This window comes from Vibrio sp. CDRSL-10 TSBA, assembly GCA_039696685.1.
In the GTDB taxonomy this organism is placed as follows: Bacteria; Pseudomonadota; Gammaproteobacteria; order Enterobacterales; family Vibrionaceae; genus Vibrio.
The window spans coordinates 485,875-502,985 of record CP155566.1 but is presented as its reverse complement, the minus strand read 5'-3'; the positions used below and the strand labels follow the sequence as shown (position 1 = coordinate 502,985).

Sequence of the window (17,111 nt, the reverse complement as noted above, 5' to 3'; positions counted from 1 at the left end):
GCTCGTTTGTTATGCCTTGGACCACAAAATTGCTGACACACCATATTTAGGGAATAGAGCGGTATATTTATCTTCTGTAATATCCAAGATTGCTTCAAGCTCGGGCTCACCGCTGTAACCTTGTTTCTCAAAAACCTCACGTAAGCTATCTAGCTGACTATCTAGATGTTGTTCTAAGTTTCTGAGAAATATTTTTTGGCGATCTTTTCTCATTACAGCCTGTATATTAAAACCAGAACTTACCATTCCACCACCTATCGGTGCATAGACAGTCCCATCCTGAACAGTTACGAAGCTATTGGCATTTCTTTTACGGAGAGTTAAACGTTCTTGCTCGGTTAAAGGAGTCGACGATACGATGCCTTTAATTTGGTACCGCTCGACTACGCTAGACCAATTACGGTGAATAATTTCAACTATATCTTGGTCTGCCCATGAGCCATGGTTAAAGATACCGATTGCATAGAAACGTATCCTCGATGAGCAGTGCAAATAGAAGTGGTCCAGTGCGTTCAATAAAGTCACCTTTCATATTTTCACCTAAATGAAAATGATGAACTCCCCAATCATTGAGCATGGAATCTTTGTTATTCAAATTGTTTACCAATTTACTCAAATTAGGGGTTAAGTCATGACCTGATTTAATCAAGCCTTTTAAACGTTCCCATCCGGACTCTAAATTTTGAGGGCAAGAAAAAGTATCAGCCAAAAGCAATTGCCTAACTTTGGCTTCAGGACGGCGCTGCTCAGCATTGAAATATACAAAAGGGATCTCATTATCCGGTACTGATGAAACATCATATCCCCAGTGGTTCATCAAAATATCTTTCTGGATATTGACCCAATCACAAAAAAAATCTGATTTTAATCTCATTCTTACTCCAAAGGTTAAAATATTGGGGAGGCATGACGCCTCAATAACCGGCAGCAGAAGCGTAGCGCAGGCGCGTAGTTAATTGACTTGTTAAGTGATTCAATTGCACAAGACTCGATTGATCTCATTAAACCAACTCTCCCTGTGAATAATCCGTTCTTTGTGTAGGTTATTCTCTAGGATTTCAGCCTTAGTTAAACCAGACAGAGCTTCCCAATTTTTTTCAATGACATATGTGGCATTGTTTGTTTGCGTGCTTTCCAAGATGTATAGATTTTTGTCAGGGAAACCAAAGATCAAATAACCTGAAAATCCAGCTCTACCTACTGCAACAAAGTCGGGCTCATGTACATTGATAGATTCCAACCTTTTATCAATAACAACTTTATTTCCTTCCGAGAGATTCTCTGTAGCTTCATTTACAAGTGGCTTTAGCTCGCCCCAAGGTTTTTTCCCTGGAGGAAGGACATCCCAATTCAGCTTACGAAGAGGAGCCCTAATAATAGAATCGAGATTCTCACTCCTAATCTCGCAATATCCAAAAATCTCAAGGAATAAGTTGATTATATGAACCAGATGATCTTCGTTCTCGGTAGTAAATTCTATCGGGTCTGAGACGATGAATTTTTCACTGTCAGCATTTGTGGCGATATGCAGTTCAACAGCCGGAGGCTCTACATGCTCTCTGGGATAGCGCTCATAAGGAATATCTACGATTTTTGACTTTTCCTCAAAATCGTATCTACCTCTGAACTCTTTCCAGGTCCATTCTTGCTGTCTATAGTGTGTTTCCTTTGGCTCGTCTTTTAGTGGGATTTCTTTACCCTCGGCATTGAATTTAGAAATGTTGCCAATTGCTTTCGGAAGGACAGTTTCCCCAGGAGATAAATCAGGACTAAAGCCAACATTTATAGCTGCGACACTATCAATATCTGATACTCCAACGCTCACAACTATGGGCTGACCCTCTTGCAACGCTTTAGTGTACGCGCCTAGCGTTCTGATCCGCTTTTTATTGATAATCATAGATAAGACTCCTTTCTGTATTCACTTAACGCTTCAAGAAACCGGTGCTGCTTGCAGCATCCGAGTTACTTGACTTGTTAGCTTCACATACTCCATCACTTGAAGAAAAAATCCCTCGAGAATGCGTTCTAACATACCAATCGTACTCGTCACTGATTGAATATTTACTATTTAAGGCACTAATCTGGTCAATTAGAGCTTCGCCTTGGTAATACCTACTTGTGTAATCTTTATCACACCAATCAGGCTTTCTAATATTTACACCTAAAGCCGAAAATTCGTTCATAGCTTTCAATATTAGCTCTTCGGCCTTCGCTTTTAGGGCTTCGTTTGAATAATATGAGTATAGTTCGTTGACTTCTTTGACTTTGCTTTGATACTGATCAATCAGAATCTTAAGCTCGCTTTCTTTGGCCTTAATCAAGTCACTCTTAATTGACTGCTTGCTAGATAGAGAGCCCTTAAGTTTATTAATTTCGTCCTCTAATTCAGCTTTAGTATGTTCCAATTTTGCTTCCTTTGTGGAAAGCTCAAACTCCTTTTCTTTTAGCTTTGATTGCAATATCGCCTTTTCTTTCTCCTGCTTAAGTTCTGCATCCTTCAATTCTGACTGCAAGAGCGACCTTTCCTTTTCTAGTTCTATCTGTGCATCTTTCAGGGATAGTAACTTGGTTGATACGGCCTCTTTATCAGCCTGCACTGCCTTGTACTCATTCCACAAAAACACACCTGCAACTGCAAAGCAGACAACAAAAGTTAAAAAACCTGCCAAATAGGATTTTATGGCGTTAAAAATCTCTGTAAAAGTCAAAGTTGATCCTTTATGTATTCGTGATTTGAGGCTTAAGCTAACAGTCTTTTTTAAGCAGACATTGTCTATATAACATTTTAAGAAAATACAGACACCATAACATCAAGATTCTGATTTATATGGTTAATTTTATTAAACACTCTGTAACGACAGAACATGTCTATCTAACCACCAATAATCCACTAAGCTCATAATCTGCCATTGATAAAAGGTGGTCAAGAAATGACAAAAGAAACGTGTCCATTATGTGCTGGCTAGCCGGTTTTGTTGTGGGAACAGATCGCCTCTTCGGTCTTGGGAGCAGGAGTGGTGAAGGCGATCGATCGGAGCATTCTGAAATCACAGAGTATGAGTACTGTACCGAAAAAAGGTACACTAGAGGTACAGTCACTAGTTTTGACAGTTTTACCAAAACTACGCTAAACTACTGTTTAGTAAATACTTTAAGGTATTTTTAGTTACGTTTAATTTACCTCGGTTTTCCTAGGCTTCCTGCGTTAGTGGCTAACTCATAATCGATTGGTCCCCAGTTCAAGTCTGGGAGGGGCCACCATCTTTCAGAAGGCTCGTAGAGAAATCTACGGGCCTTTGTCTTTTCTGGTCCGATCGATATCCGGTCCGTAGTCTTGTCCGGTAAGTACCAGCTTTTCTGCCCGTCCGCATCAGTAAATGAAAAAACAAAAAAGGACACACACCCTCGCAACAAGGTGTGTGTCCTTTTAAGAAGCGTTATATCCTGATGTGAGGCTACACTCACATCTCATTGCCCTTGATCAGGCACTCTGCAACTGCTCCAGCCCCTGGCAAACGTCCTCACTCAAATCACGATGCTGAGTAGCGGATGCGTTAAGCTGGCTGATGCTGGCGTTCATTTGTTGCAGGCGATCCAGGATATCCTGCACAAACTCCACTTGTTCAAAGTTAGCCACCACCGCGAAATCGACGTTATTTCTGATGCGCTCCATGCCTTTCGACGACGAGTTGGCCTGGTCAATCACGGTCGCGATACCGCGTTCAATATAAGTGGCGGAAGACTGAGCCCGGGTCGCCAGTTTTCGTACTTCATCAGCCACCACCGCAAATCCGCGGCCGTGCTCCCCGGCTCGCGCCGCTTCAATCGCGGCATTCAGTGCCAGCAAATTGGTTTGCTCAGAAATATCATCAATCTCCTGAACCAAACTACTGATGCTGGACACGGTTTCGCTCAAGGTGGTGATGTCGCCTTTAAAGCCGCTGATAAAATCTGCGTCGTCTTTGGTCGCTTTGGCGCCCAGCGATAAACCTTCCCAGGATTTAGTCAGGTCCGTAATCACCTGGCGGGTCATTTCCGTGATCTGCTCAGTCTGGGCCATCATGTCCGCCGCTGTATTACCCATGTCCGATGCGCGATTGGCAACCGGCTGCAATTGACGGCTCAGATCAGGCTGACGGTTTTGCTGCTCAAGACGAGCGATTTCACGCTCAAGCTGCTGCTGGTTACTCTCCAGAGCGGTGATGTTAGCCCGGCACTGTTCCAATTCATCCACAACAAAAGTCGCCGCGGAATCTAAGCGCGATAAAGGATCCGTTGCGTAGGAAGTGCGCTTCACCAGCTTGCCGGCAATCGCCTGCAAGCGATAACACAGAGACATATAAAGCAGCGCTGCATTTACCATGACAGTCGCAAGTACGACCAGAAAGATGATGGTTGAAGACAAGCCCTGTTCAGCGAAAAAGAAGGCAAGGATTAACCCGACCGCCACCACAATATCAGCGGCTATCAATTTAGAAAAAACCGGTAATTTAGAAAGCATAGACAACTCAAAAGACTGATTAGAATAACGACCTTCTATCGCGACAGATGAAGGTATGCGTAAGAGAGCGCAGTATACAGTACTATTGACGTTATCAGCTATATCTTGTTCAATTTGCTCATTTTAATGCTGTTTGCTGGATTTTAACCTCATTTAGCCCGCAAAACCGGTCACTGAGCCTCTCGTTTGGCTCTCACATCAGCAACAATAAACAGCGCAAGAGTAAAGAGGACACACACTTTAAGCGCTCCTTATGCGAAACAAGAGCAAACAGCGCGTGTCCTGCTTTTGACATCCGTCAGGGACCCGATATGAATACCTGCCGGATGTCAGTCATCGGGTTGACGTGAAGTGATATCAACGGTTTGCGCTTAACCAATCACAAACACATTCAGCAGCCCTTTCTGGTTTTCTGATTCACGCGCCAGTGAGCGGCTTGCATTGGTACTTTCGGCGATACCTGCAACGTTCTGGTTGACGATGTCGACCGTCGAAGCGATGTTGTTGGAGATATCTTCAGTTACGCTCGATTGCTCACTTGCCGCCGTCGCCACCAGCGTGTTGACGTCAGAAATAGTGGTCACCGATTCGGTAATTTTCTTGAACGCTTCCTGCACGGTATGTGCGATTTGCTGCGAATCATCAATCAGCTTGCTGTTGGACTGCATAAACTGATCGGCTTTTTCCGCTTGTGACTGCAACTTGGTGATAATTTCCTGAATGTCTATGGTCGACTGCTGGGTTTTGGCTGCCAGTGAACGTACTTCATCGGCCACCACCGCAAAGCCGCGCCCCGCTTCACCGGCCCGCGCCGCCTCGATCGCCGCGTTCAGGGCCAGCAAATTAGTCTGCTCTGAGATGCTGTTAATCACATCAATCACTTCACCGATATCGGTCGAGTACTCTTTGAGCTGATTCACCAGACTGGTCGCCTCACCCAACGAGTCGCCGATCTTGAGGGATATTTTATTCGACTCAATCAGCGATTTATTACCGACTTCGACATAAGCTATCGCCTCACCGGCTGCCGTTTCTGCGTTAGCGGCGTTTCTGGCTCATTTCCAGTGCGGTACTCGACATCTCCGTCAATGCGGTCGCGATCTGCTCAACCTGAGACAGCATATTTTGCGAGTTGGCATCGGCTTGGTTCATGGTCGATGCCAGAGTTTCTGACGACAGCGCGACGTTATCGGCAACCGCAATCAATTTGCTCATCAACTGCGACAGTTTGCTGGCGGCTTGATTGTAACTGTCCGCCAGAATCCCCAACTCATTGTTACCTAACTGTTCAATACGAACCGTCAGGTTCCCTTGCGCCATTTTGCCCATCGCATCCTGTACCAGGCTGATTGAACTGGTCAGATTTTTAGAGATAACCAAGCCGGTGGCAATAACCACAATCGTCACGACAACCACCACCGCCAGCATCATTTCAATTGCTTCTTCGTAGATGACATCGCCGTACTCACTGGCTTGATTTGCCGAAGCTTCATTCAGGTCTGAAAGTCGGGTCAGCACCTCTGAATAAGCCCGGTAAGCGTCGCGTGACTGCCCCAGATACAAGGCCTTAGCTTCTTCATTTTTATTTTGCTCCGACAGTGCCAGCAGATTGCGTTGAATCACTAAATAGTCGTTATATTTCTGCTTAAACTCCTGCAGCAGGCGCTTTTCTTCGTCACTGGACACCAGTTGTTCATACTCAGAGAGGGTCTTTTGTATTTCAGCTTTGGAGTCCTCAATCGCTTGAGTGGCAGACGCGATTTGAGTCGCGTTGGTAGAAATAATATGGACAGATTCTCTGTTTCTCAGATCAGAAGTCTGGGTATTTACCCGTTCCACTAACTGCACCGACGGCAGCCAGTTGGTAGAGATAATCGTCGATTGGCTGTTAATCGTGCCCATTTCAGTAATGGACAACCACACCAGTCCGATAAGAGCGATGATGGGAATAATAAAACCACCCAACAGTAGTGTTCCGATTTTAATATTGCGCATAGATACCTTCACCGTGGCCGTATTGATAACGTTATTGTTAACTGATTTTTTAACAATTATAGACACAAACAAAAAGGACACACACCTTACTGAAAAAGTGTGTGTCCTCTTTAATTATTAGTACCGATAAGGTGTGTGTCCCCGTTAACTTCCCCGTTAACTGAGCATCGCTCAGAAACAAAAATAGCCCACATTCAGTGAGCTATTAGCGATTGGCAATTAAAGCGATTAAACCTTAGCGGTCATCACTTAAGACAGCGCAGAGACCAATGCTTTGCCGACGCCATGTGCGCTGGTCGGGTTTTGCCCGGTAATCAGTCGCTCATCCACAATCACGAACTCCTGCCAAGGCTGCACTTTGCTGAAACGCGCCGCTTTGCGGGTCAGTGACTCTTCCAGCAAGAACGGAATGTGTTCGATAGTGCCAAAATCAATCTCTTCTTCGCGGGTGAAACCGGTAACCGATTTTGTCGCCAGTAAGCTTTCACCGTTGCTCAGGGTAATCGGCAGCAGTGCCGCCGGGCCATGACAGACAGCCGCTATCGTACCGCCGCCTTCATAGTGTTTAGCCGCCAGTTGCGCAAAGCTGGTGTTGGTGGCCAGATCAGACAGCAAGCCGAAGCCGCCCGGATAAAATACCGCGACATAGTCGTCAATATTTATTTGCGAGACCGGGATGGTGTTGTTGATTCGGTTTTGAAAATCATCATCCGCCAGTACTCGGCTGTTGACTTCATCACCTTCGATGTCAGTGCCATACAGCGGCGCTTTGCCACCTTCAATCGACGCAATGTCATACTCAAACCCGGCCGTGGTCAGCTCATGGATGACGTGCGTGATCTCTGGTGAGTAAGTACCGTTCGCCTGGTCGGTATCGCCCAATGTGGCATGATTAGTTACCGGAATTAGAATCTTCTTCATTGCTGTCTCCTGCATGATTGAGTACAGAAAAGATACTAATTAAAAAACATTTCAATGATAATACCGTTAATCAACAAAAGATTATTGCTAAATAGCAAAGATAGAAGGTTATGAACAGTTTTGATGGCATCATAGAATTTGTCGCCGTGGCGGAAAGTCAGGGCTTTTCGGCGGCCGCTAAACAGCTCAGTTGCAGCACCAGTCACGTCAGCCGCCAGGTATCGCGGTTGGAAGATCGCCTGGGGGTGGCCTTGTTTGCCCGCTCGACCCGGCTGGTCAATTTAACCGACGCTGGTCAGTTGTATTACTCGCAATGCCGAGAGCTGGTGACCGGGCTGGAGCAGGCCAATGAAGGCTTAAACTCACAGCAAATCACTCTAAGCGGCACTCTGCGTGTCAGCGCTGCCGGCGCGTTTGCCGAAGAGCACGTCGCCCCAGCCCTGATGCAGTTTGCCCAGCAATATCCAGAGCTCACCATCGAGATGGATTTTAACTCGCGCATGGTCAATTTTATTGAAGATGGCATCGACTTCGCGATTCGCTACGGCGCGCTCAAAGACTCGGGCCTGGTTGCCAGAAAGCTGGTTGACCGCCCGATGGCCGCGGTCGCCAGCCGTGACTATTTACACCGCTTTGGTGAGCCGTCCCATCCAAATCAACTCAAACAACATAGCTGCATCATTACCAATAACGATCACTGGCAATTTGCCAACGACAACAAACCTCTCAGCGTGCGAGTGCACGGGCGCTGGAAAAGTAACAATTCCAACGCGGCCATTGCTGCCTGCGAAACAGGGGCTCGGCATCGCCTATATGCCCAAAAGCAGCCTGGCCAAAGGTATAGAATCCGGCACGCTGCTTCCGATCCTGCAAGACTTCTGGGGGCCAGGCAACAGCAGCTGGATTGTGTATCAGAACCAGCGCTTTCTGCCGTTACGCGCCCGTCTGGCGATCGACTATCTGGTCAGTTACTTCGCTGACTGGGCACAAGCTGGCAAATAACGGTAAGGTCACCTATGTTCCAAAAGCTCATCAAACTGAGCATAAAAAAGCTGTACATCATAAATAACTGTATTTAAATGAAAATAATTAAAATCACAGAAAACCAGGCAAGGATGGTTACCTATAATCCAAAAGCTTTCAGAGCTGTACACAGAGGAAAATACCCATTAAAAACGCCTTGAACGATTTGATGCGACAACGACTTAATGCGTGTGTCCTGCTAACGGTTTACTGCTCACGGTTTGTCCTGCTAAGGGTTTCTGCTAGGATAACTCACGCCTGTTTACTGCTTGGACGCTCACCATGGCCCTCATCAAAGTTCACCAACAACTGACCGACATTGCGCAGCCTGAGTGGGACGCGCTACGCTGCTGTGACTATCCGTTTCTATCTTATGCCTACCTGAGCGCGTTAGAACAGAGTGGCTGTGTCAGTGATGACAGTGGCTGGCATCCGCTCCACCTGACGCTGGAAGATGAGCATGGCACCATACTGGCGGCGATGCCGATGTATCTGAAAAGTCACTCCTGGGGCGAGTACGTGTTTGACTGGTCATGGCAGGAAGCCTACCAAGAGGCCGGTGAAGAGTATTTTCCCAAGCTGGTGAGCGCGATTCCGTTTACGCCGGTCAGTGGCCCGCGCCTGCTGTATCGTGCCGATGTCATCAGCTATGACGACGCTCTGCAGCCGATGCTGAGCGCGGTGCGTCAGCTGTGCGCCGAGCATCAGTTTTCCGGCTGGCATGGCCTGTTTGTTGAAGCGCAGCATATCCAACAGTTCAAGCCGCTCTCGGTGCGGATGGACTGCCAGTATCACTGGTATAACCGCGGCTATCAGCACTTTGAGGATTTCCTTGCGACCCTGACTTCACGCAAACGTAAAAACCTGCGTAAAGAGCGCGAGAAAGTGACAGAGCAAGAGATTGAGCTTCGAGTCATTGAAGGCGCGCAGTTAAGCGATGACGACGTGGCGGTCTTTTTTGAGTTCTACCAGCTGACTTATCTCAAACGCGGCCGTTATCCGCACCTCAATCAGGATTTTTTCGAGAGCCTGCGCCAGCGTATGCCGCAGCATATCGTATTGATTCAGGCCTACCATCAGCAGCAGCCCGTCGCCGGTGCCTGGTTCTTTAAAGACAGTCACACCCTGTATGGCCGCTACTGGGGCTGCAGCGAGGAGTTCGACCGGCTGCACTTTGAAGCCTGCTACTATCAGGGCATTGATTACTGCATCCGCCATCAGATCGCGCATTTTGACCCGGGCGCACAGGGCGAGCATAAGATTCAGCGCGGCTTTGAGCCGACCGCAACCTGGTCCGCGCACTGGATTGAGTCCGCCACGTTTCGTCCGGCCATCGCGCGCTTCGTCAAAGAGGAGCAGCGACTGGTCGAGGCTCGTATGGCCGAGCTCGCCACTTACCTGCCCTACCGCCTGCAACACACGCAGCCGGAGATATAATTTACTCTGACGACTGCTCCGCCTGCGGCGCAGTAAACAGCTCACCGATGTCACTCAGAAACTGACGCGGCAGCAGCGGATGGGATTTAGCGGCCACCAGCAACACGATATCGACCGCCGGCAGCGGCGGAAAATCACTGAGGATGGTTAAATCGTCAGTGACACTGAGCCGCCCCATCGCGCCCACTGCCAGCCCCTGACGGACAATCGCCCGCTGCGCCGATGAGGTGTTACAGCACGCTACTAAGTGAAACGGCACACCGCGCTTAGTCAGGCTGTCGATGGCAGCCGAATGATAACGGCAGTCGGTCTGAAACAGGGCCAGCGGCAACGGCGAACGCTGAACAGTCTCAGCATCCGGCTGCGCGCAGATCCACACGCCCTGGTCACTGGTGATCCAATAGCCTTCTTCACTGTTGGCAGAACGGGTCACAATCGCGGCATCTAATTTGCCCTCATCCAACCATTGGCGCAGCACGACACTCGGTTCATTAAACACCTGGATTGAACAGGTCGGTTTGGCCGCCAGTAACGCCTGCATTAATTTCGGCAATACCTGATCGTTATAGTCTTCCGGACAGCCGAGGCGCAGCGGCTGTTTGTGCTGAAACTTTTTCAGCTCCAGCAGCGCCTTATTGTGGCGCTCTAACAGCTCATGCGCATGGTTCACCAGCCGGATACCGGCTTCGCTCAGCGCCAGATTTCGTCCCTCTTTGACAAACAGTTCACTGCCGATTTCCTGCTCCAGCTTGCGCATCTGCGCACTGAACGCCGATTGGGTGCGGGCTATTTGCTTGGCGGCGCGGGTAAAACTGCCGGTGTCAACAAAGGCCAGAAAACTGCGTAACGAATCAATATCCATACTCATCCATCGCTTTTATTAATGGTTATTATCCAAACAATCCGTTAGTCAGGCTGCGATTGTTTTTCTATGCTGAGCAACAGACAAGACAAGGAGTTATGTATGCAACTTTATATCGCCAATCAAAACTACTCAACGTGGTCACTCAGAGCCTGGCTGATTTTCGCCCATTACCAGCTGCCGGTCGAGAGCCGTAAACTACAACTCTGCACGCCGGAGTTTTATGCCACGCTGCAAGCCATTACGCCGACAGGCAAAGTCCCGGCGCTGCAGGATGGTGACATAGTGGTGTGGGATTCGCTGGCCATTCTTGAGTACGTCAATGACAACTATCTGAGCGGCCAAGCCTGGCCGGCGGATAAAGCCGACAAAGCCAAAGCCCGGGCCATCAGCTGCGAAATGCACTCAGGGTTCAATGCCCTGCGTAACGAAATGCCGATGAACTGCCGCGCGCGCCGTCATATAGAATTAAGCGACGGGGCGCAGCAGGATATCGCCCGTATTGACGCATTATGGTGCGAGCAGATGGCGCGCTATCCGGGCCAATGGCTGTTTGGCGAGTGGTCAATTGCCGATGCGATGTTTGCCCCGGTCGCGCTGCGCTTTAAAACCTATGGTATCGAGCTGTCGCCCGGCGCCGCTCAATACCGTGACCACGTCCTCGCCAGCCCAACCATCCAGCGCTGGCTCAGCGAAGCCAGCTTAGAAACCGAGATTGTGGATATCGACGAAGCTGGGACACCAATCTGATTTTTAGTGGGACACACACCGTAAATTTTGACGACTGATGAAAGTGTGTGTCCTGCTAACACATCCGAACAGGACACGCACCTTCCTGTACAATACAACTGACCCTGTACTTATCTTTGGCTCAACATCCCACTCATGCCAGCCCCAATCAAATCTATACTGATGAAGTAAAGCAGCATCGCCATACAGGCAGTAACCTTGTGAAGGCAGAGGTGGTCCATGAAACGTCGCCAAATCCAACTCATTGCTATGATGTCATTTATCGTATGTTCGCTTATCAGCGGATGCGCCAGTCAGCAAAGCCGTGCACGCAGCAGCGTGGTCGATTATCTCTATCCCAAGGGCGCTGAAACCATTGTTGAACCGGCGGTGCCGGTGTTAACGCTGCCAATTAACGTCGGAATAGCGTTTGTGCCCGACCAGAGCGCTTACGCCAGTGGCTCTAATTTCTGGGCAGGTTCTTTGTCGGCCAGCACACTGACGGATGCGGAAAAAGTGGATCTGCTGGAAAAAGTTGCCCGCCATTTTCGCCGCTACGACTACATCAATGAGATCACGGTGATCCCTCCCGCCTACCTTACCCCGCACGGCAGTTTTGCCAACCTGGGCCAGATTCAGACCATGTACGGCACCGATGTGATTGCTCTGGTTTCCTATGACCAGGTGCAGTTTACCGATGAAGGCTTACTGTCACTCACCTACTGGACCTTGATTGGCGGCTATTTCGTGGCTGGCGAGAAGAACGACACCAGCACCATGCTCGACACCGCCGTGTTCGATGTGAGAAGTCAGAATATGCTGTTTCGCGCGCCGGGTACCAGCCAGGTAAAAAGCAGCGCCACCCCGGTTAACCTGAGTGAATCACTGCGTAAAGACAGCCGTAAAAGCTTTGCCGAAGCAACCGATATGATGATCCAGAATCTCGATATCCAGCTCGCTTCATTCAAAGATAAAGTCAAACAGCAGCCGGAAAAAGTGCAAATAGTACACAGCAAAGGCTACTCAGGCAGCGCTCTTAGCGGGCCGGAATTTCTCCTGCTGGCAGTGTTGGGCTGTATTGCTGCGCTGCGCAGACGAGCGGGCAAAAGAGGCTGAACAGCATGGGTCTGAACAGGAGGGTCTGAACAGGACACACACCGTAAATATAGCGGTGTGTGTCCTCGTTAAAGATTCACCCATTAGGCTGAACAGGACACACACCTTAAGCCGAAAAACCAAAAGTGTGGTGTCCTTCGCTATCAGAAGGAGTACAAACAAATGAATGCTGATGAAGAATATGTTTCAAGGAGTCTCAGAGAGGAAATGAATAAATACAGCAGAAACGGATGTGTACCCGGTTTTAAATAACTAAGAAATGACGATTCCCAGCATACGCTGACGATTTAACTGCGATTTAGCATGCATGAGGTGACGCTGCGAACCAACCCAGGCTCTCGGCTTCTTCTCAAGTTCAGAGCAAAGCGTTAAACACTCTTTCTGCACCAGTGATAAGCGCTGCAGAATGCCCGGTGATCTTGCATCGATAACCCCACGTTTGCCTTCTCTCATCTGCCGTCCCAGCCAATCAAGCAACTCCAGGTAATCCATCAATCGGAACGGGATACCACGCGTGTTTTCCAGGCTGTGATAACCGATAAAATCCAGCAAAGCATGCGCAGAGGTTTTACCTCTATCCAGAGCAATCAGGCGCGCTTTTACCGAAGTATGGTCAGACTGCTCGGGCGTATCCGCGACTTTCGCCCGTACAGGGTTGAGGTCAGTGTACGCCATGGCTGCCAGCAGAGCTTTGTCATCCAACAGCGCCTGAGACTTAAACCGCCCTTCCCAGAACCGTCCGGTACACTGATCTTCTTGATTCGCCTGCCTAGCTATCTGGTAATTTAACTCTTTCATAAACCAGCTGAGTGAGCACAGACGAGTGCGCCAAACTTCGATAATTTCCCGGCACTTTTGCCATTCAGCGTCAGCTAACTTTTGACCTGATTGGTAACGCTGAATAAGCTTGGGTAAACAGTGTTCTATCCCCCAGCGTTCAATGACGTCTGAATCGGAAAGCGCAGCCGCTCCGGTCATGTCGATAAAGGCCACCAAGTGATAGTGATTACTCATCACTGCATAAGCGCAGATCTCAATACAGTAAATGGTCGCCAGAGTTAAAATGCGCTCTTCCACCCAAGCGCGACGATGTTGATAAGACTGACCGGTATGAGAATCCTCACCACATAAATACGAGCGGCGTACGCAGCGGGAAACGCAGTGATAATAAGGCGTGATGTCAGGGCAAATCAATTGAGATCGTGCTGTCGTCATAGGTCATGTCATTTATGGGTGATATGACGAGTCTGGCCCACAGAGCATAAAGCGCAAACGCACAAATAAAAACTGCAGCCCGGATATCGTAACAGCTGCAACTTCACTGTTTATAAAGTATTAGAAAATGTCCGCTAATACGGGAAAATAAAGAGGACACACACCATCAGTCACACTGAAATAATGGTGTGTGTCCTGTTTAAAGATTCATCCATTAACGGTGTGTGTCCGGCTAACATGCTCCGGCTAACACGCTGCTAACAAACGGGCTAACACTACTAACATGGCGATAAACCGGCGATGAATGGAGCCATGTAATGGTGGGCATCAAACACACAGGCGAGGTGTGTTGCACCTGGCATCTCTTGACTTTGCAACAAGTCATTCCCGTGTTGATTTGCAAAATCGCACATAGCCTGACGATCAAACAGCTCATCGTGCTGAGCAAACAGCAACAAGGTTGGGACTGATAACGACGATAACTGTTTCTTGGGATCGCGCGGTGTCAGAGCATTAGCCATGTTGACGCTATAACGAGAAACAAAACCAGGTGAAGAGCTTAATACTTGATCCGAAAAATGCAGTTTTACAGCCCAGCATTCACCCAACAGGTAGCCCGCGCTCATCGCATTAACAATGAACGGCCACTGGCGCACCTGAGCGAAGCGCTGCCTCTCTCCAATCGGACGCGCTATTCCGGCAAACGGGCCAAACTCAGGCGCCACAAGAATCAGACTGTCAGCTGAGTGCTGATAATCGTAACGGGTACAATAATTTATCAGCATACCAGCCCCGCTGGAGTGCCCGACAAGATGCCGCCGCGCGTCAGGAAAGTACCGCTCCATCTCCCCCATAATCGTATCCACATCCTGCCAAATGAGATCAGGCCGGGCAACGCTTCCCCGCTGACCATCAGATTGACCATGCCCGCGAATATCGACCAGACAGACCGCAACATAAGGGTCGGCGCACAACTGGTAAGCCAGCACGGGGTAACCCGCGTTGCGGTGAAACGCCACCGCCATGGTAAATGATGAACACCTCTGAAGGCACATCGCTTTGCTGATATAAACAAAAGCTCAAACCCGCGACCTTCCCCTCACGAGTTTTCACCGCAGCATATTGTGAGTAATCGAACTGCTCAAGCTGCCGGGTATAACCATTAAAGTCAATCAAATCAGAATTCCGTTCATGTTGTGTGTCCGCTTCAGACTTTCCTTAGAGCGTGTGTCCGCCTTAAAAAGCCCTCATTCCACGGTGTGTGTCCCCCTTAAAAGCTTTCTCCTTAAAGCTCACCCATGAAAAAAAATACCAAAAGTAATAGGTCAACACACTTATTAGAGATCTTTTGTAATCTGTTACATCGCTCCCTTTAAATGCATCAAGTTTTACAATATGACGCATGGTATCTGTATATTTTCTTTATCGATTTTCGATAGAGAAATATATGAAAAGTAAAAACATAAAACTGAAGCAACGCAGCAAGCTTAGCCAGTTAGCATTGAGCTGTACATTAGGCTTATTGGGCTCCATGGCACCCTTACATGCAAAATCCGACGATAACACGCGACCAATGGAATACCTCGACCGTGGTTTGGTGGCTTTGGAGCGCTCCGATGGCGTCTATTTGTCTTGGCGAATGCTGGGCGCTGATAACCGTGATATCGGTTTCAATCTGTACCGCAATGGCGAGCAAATCAACACTACGCCGATCACCACATCGACCAATTATCTGGATGAAGACGGCTCTGCCTCTGATACCTACAGCGTCGAAACCGTCTTGAGCACCGGTAATGAAGTCTCTAATTCGGTGTCGGTCTGGGAACTGCAATCACCTTATTTGAGCCCAACCAAGTCTAAGGTTCCCTTCAAACGCATCCCACTGCCGGAAGCCCCGCAGAATGATGACATCACATATACCCCGGGTGACATGAGTGTCGGCGACCTGGACGGTGACGGTCAGTATGAATTAATTTTTGAATGGGAACCAAGCTCAGGCCTGCACTCCTATGTTGAAGCGATTGATTTGGACGGCAACAGCCTATGGCGTATTGACTGCGGTCCAAATACCACCAAGCAAATCCTCAACATCATGGTGTACGACCTCAATGAGGATGGCAAAGCCGAAGTCGCCATGACAACCGGCCCGGGTACCATTGATGGTACCGGTAGTTATTTGAGCCAGGGGCCCGCCGCCGATGACGATGACACCTTAGTTATTGAGCGAACCTCAGGTCACATGATGAGTGACCCATCCTATATCACCTTGTTCAACGGCGAAACCGGTAAAGAAATGGCGACCGTCAATTACTGGCCAGCGATTGGAGCAACTGAGGATATGGAAGCAACTTGGGGCGACGATTACGGTAAACGCTCAGCATCGAAAAAAGCCGCTGTGCTATATGATGCCGAGCAAGGTCCGCTGCTGGTGTTTGCCCGGGGGATTTACAGCCGAATCGGTATGGCCGCTTACAAGTGGGATGGTGCCAACAGTTTAACCACGGTGTGGAAGTTTGACTCAGATGATGAAGGGAACGAAGGTTACGCCGGCCAGGGTAACCACAGCGTGGCGGTCGGCGATGTCGACAATGATGGCTCTGACGAACTGACCTACGGTGCAATGGCGATCGATAACGATGGTAGCGGCTTGTATACCACACAACGCGGCCATGGCGATGCGCATGCCATTGGCGACCTGATACCAGATCGTGACGGGTTGGAGTTCTTCCAACCACACGAGAACAGTACCTACGGCATTGACATGCGCGATGCCGCAACCGGTGAGATTTTGTGGGAAGTGCTGAGCTCCGATGATGTCGGGCGCGCGTGGGCGGCTGATGTCACCGCCGACTATCGCGGTTCTGAAGTTGCGGCCGTTGGTCTTGGCACCTTTGATGCCGAAGGCAACAGCCTGGATACTGACTACAACTCCTATAACCAACCGATCTATTTTGATGGTGATGTACAGCAAGAAATGCGTTCAGGATCCAATATCAGCGGCTCAACCCGCTTACTGACCGGCTGGTACTATGGCGCAGCCACCGTGCATGACTCAAAAAATGACGCTAACCTGGTGGCCGATATTTTAGGTGACTGGCGCGAAGAGGTTATTTTCCCTAATGTAGACAACACTGAACTGCTGCTGATCTCGACCTGGATTGAAACCGAGCACAAAAACTACACCTTGATGCATGATCCTATGTATCGCATGAACGTGGTGGTACAGAAACGTCGGTTATAACCAGCCAGCTCATGTCAGCTACTACTTCCCGGACGGCGCTCCGACGCCGAACATCACCTTGATAAAAG

At 48.9% G+C, this 17,111-nt stretch carries 15 protein-coding genes and 1 pseudogene; 5 read left to right on the top strand and 11 right to left on the bottom strand.

Features of this window, described 5'->3' with window-relative positions:
* Positions 1-9: 9 nt before the first annotated feature.
* The 8 genes from ABDK09_09760 to ABDK09_09725 all read right to left on the bottom strand — a co-directional run bounded on the left by ABDK09_09760 (position 10) and on the right by ABDK09_09725 (position 7,420).
* A complete protein-coding gene (locus ABDK09_09760) occupies positions 10-516 on the bottom strand; it encodes a hypothetical protein (GenBank protein ID XAW89863.1) in 507 nt (168 codons plus the stop codon).
* Positions 446-874, bottom strand: a complete 429-nt coding sequence (locus tag ABDK09_09755) for a hypothetical protein (protein XAW89862.1) — start codon at positions 872-874, stop codon at positions 446-448. The genes ABDK09_09760 and ABDK09_09755 overlap by 71 nt, the downstream gene beginning before the upstream one ends.
* 99 nt (positions 875-973) lie before the next feature.
* Positions 974-1,900, bottom strand: a complete 927-nt coding sequence (locus ABDK09_09750; protein ID XAW89861.1) for a hypothetical protein — start codon at positions 1,898-1,900, stop codon at positions 974-976.
* A gap of 25 nt (positions 1,901-1,925) precedes the next feature.
* Positions 1,926-2,711 (bottom strand): hypothetical protein, encoded by a 786-nt coding sequence (locus tag ABDK09_09745; protein ID XAW89860.1) that lies wholly within the window; start codon positions 2,709-2,711, stop codon positions 1,926-1,928.
* Between the two features lie 773 nt (positions 2,712-3,484).
* Complete coding sequence (locus ABDK09_09740) at positions 3,485-4,087, bottom strand: methyl-accepting chemotaxis protein (GenBank protein XAW90714.1); 603 nt, start codon at positions 4,085-4,087, stop codon at positions 3,485-3,487.
* A gap of 788 nt (positions 4,088-4,875) precedes the next feature.
* Positions 4,876-5,469 (bottom strand): methyl-accepting chemotaxis protein, encoded by a 594-nt coding sequence (locus ABDK09_09735; protein XAW90713.1) that lies wholly within the window; start codon positions 5,467-5,469, stop codon positions 4,876-4,878.
* 73 nt (positions 5,470-5,542) lie between these two features.
* Positions 5,543-6,499, bottom strand: coding sequence for a methyl-accepting chemotaxis protein (locus tag ABDK09_09730; GenBank protein ID XAW89859.1), 957 nt, complete (start codon positions 6,497-6,499; stop codon positions 5,543-5,545).
* 249 nt (positions 6,500-6,748) lie between these two features.
* Positions 6,749-7,420, bottom strand: coding sequence for a type 1 glutamine amidotransferase domain-containing protein (locus ABDK09_09725; GenBank protein ID XAW89858.1), 672 nt, complete (start codon positions 7,418-7,420; stop codon positions 6,749-6,751).
* 110 nt (positions 7,421-7,530) lie between these two features.
* On the opposite strand from ABDK09_09725, the pseudogene ABDK09_09720 reads away from it, so the two are divergent.
* Both ABDK09_09720 and ABDK09_09715 read left to right on the top strand, forming a co-directional pair.
* Positions 7,531-8,422, top strand: a pseudogene (locus tag ABDK09_09720) (LysR family transcriptional regulator).
* A gap of 303 nt (positions 8,423-8,725) precedes the next feature.
* Positions 8,726-9,880: a GNAT family N-acetyltransferase gene (locus ABDK09_09715; protein XAW89857.1), complete on the top strand. Its 1,155-nt coding sequence runs from the start codon at positions 8,726-8,728 to the stop codon at positions 9,878-9,880.
* Position 9,881: 1 nt separating this feature from the next.
* Here the strand turns inward: ABDK09_09715 and ABDK09_09710 are convergent, their stop codons facing one another.
* Entirely contained in the window at positions 9,882-10,742 is an 861-nt protein-coding gene (locus ABDK09_09710; GenBank protein XAW89856.1) for a LysR substrate-binding domain-containing protein, read from the bottom strand.
* 102 nt (positions 10,743-10,844) lie between these two features.
* On the opposite strand from ABDK09_09710, the gene ABDK09_09705 reads away from it, so the two are divergent.
* Positions 10,845-11,492 (top strand): glutathione S-transferase family protein, encoded by a 648-nt coding sequence (locus tag ABDK09_09705; protein XAW89855.1) that lies wholly within the window; start codon positions 10,845-10,847, stop codon positions 11,490-11,492.
* Between the two features lie 219 nt (positions 11,493-11,711).
* The gene (gene rhlP / locus ABDK09_09700; GenBank protein ID XAW89854.1) at positions 11,712-12,587 is read left to right on the top strand and encodes a rhombotarget lipoprotein; all 876 of its coding nucleotides are present in this window, start codon (positions 11,712-11,714) and stop codon (positions 12,585-12,587) included.
* A 252-nt stretch (positions 12,588-12,839) separates the two neighbouring features.
* Here rhlP and ABDK09_09695 read toward each other — a convergent pair whose 3' ends face one another.
* Entirely contained in the window at positions 12,840-13,802 is a 963-nt protein-coding gene (locus tag ABDK09_09695; GenBank protein ID XAW89853.1) for a hypothetical protein, read from the bottom strand.
* Between the two features lie 278 nt (positions 13,803-14,080).
* Positions 14,081-14,827, bottom strand: coding sequence for an alpha/beta fold hydrolase (locus ABDK09_09690; GenBank protein ID XAW89852.1), 747 nt, complete (start codon positions 14,825-14,827; stop codon positions 14,081-14,083).
* 422 nt (positions 14,828-15,249) lie between these two features.
* Here ABDK09_09690 and ABDK09_09685 point away from each other — a divergent pair, with 422 nt between their 5' ends.
* The gene (locus ABDK09_09685; GenBank protein XAW89851.1) at positions 15,250-17,043 is read left to right on the top strand and encodes a rhamnogalacturonan lyase; all 1,794 of its coding nucleotides are present in this window, start codon (positions 15,250-15,252) and stop codon (positions 17,041-17,043) included.
* Positions 17,044-17,111: the final 68 nt, after the last annotated feature.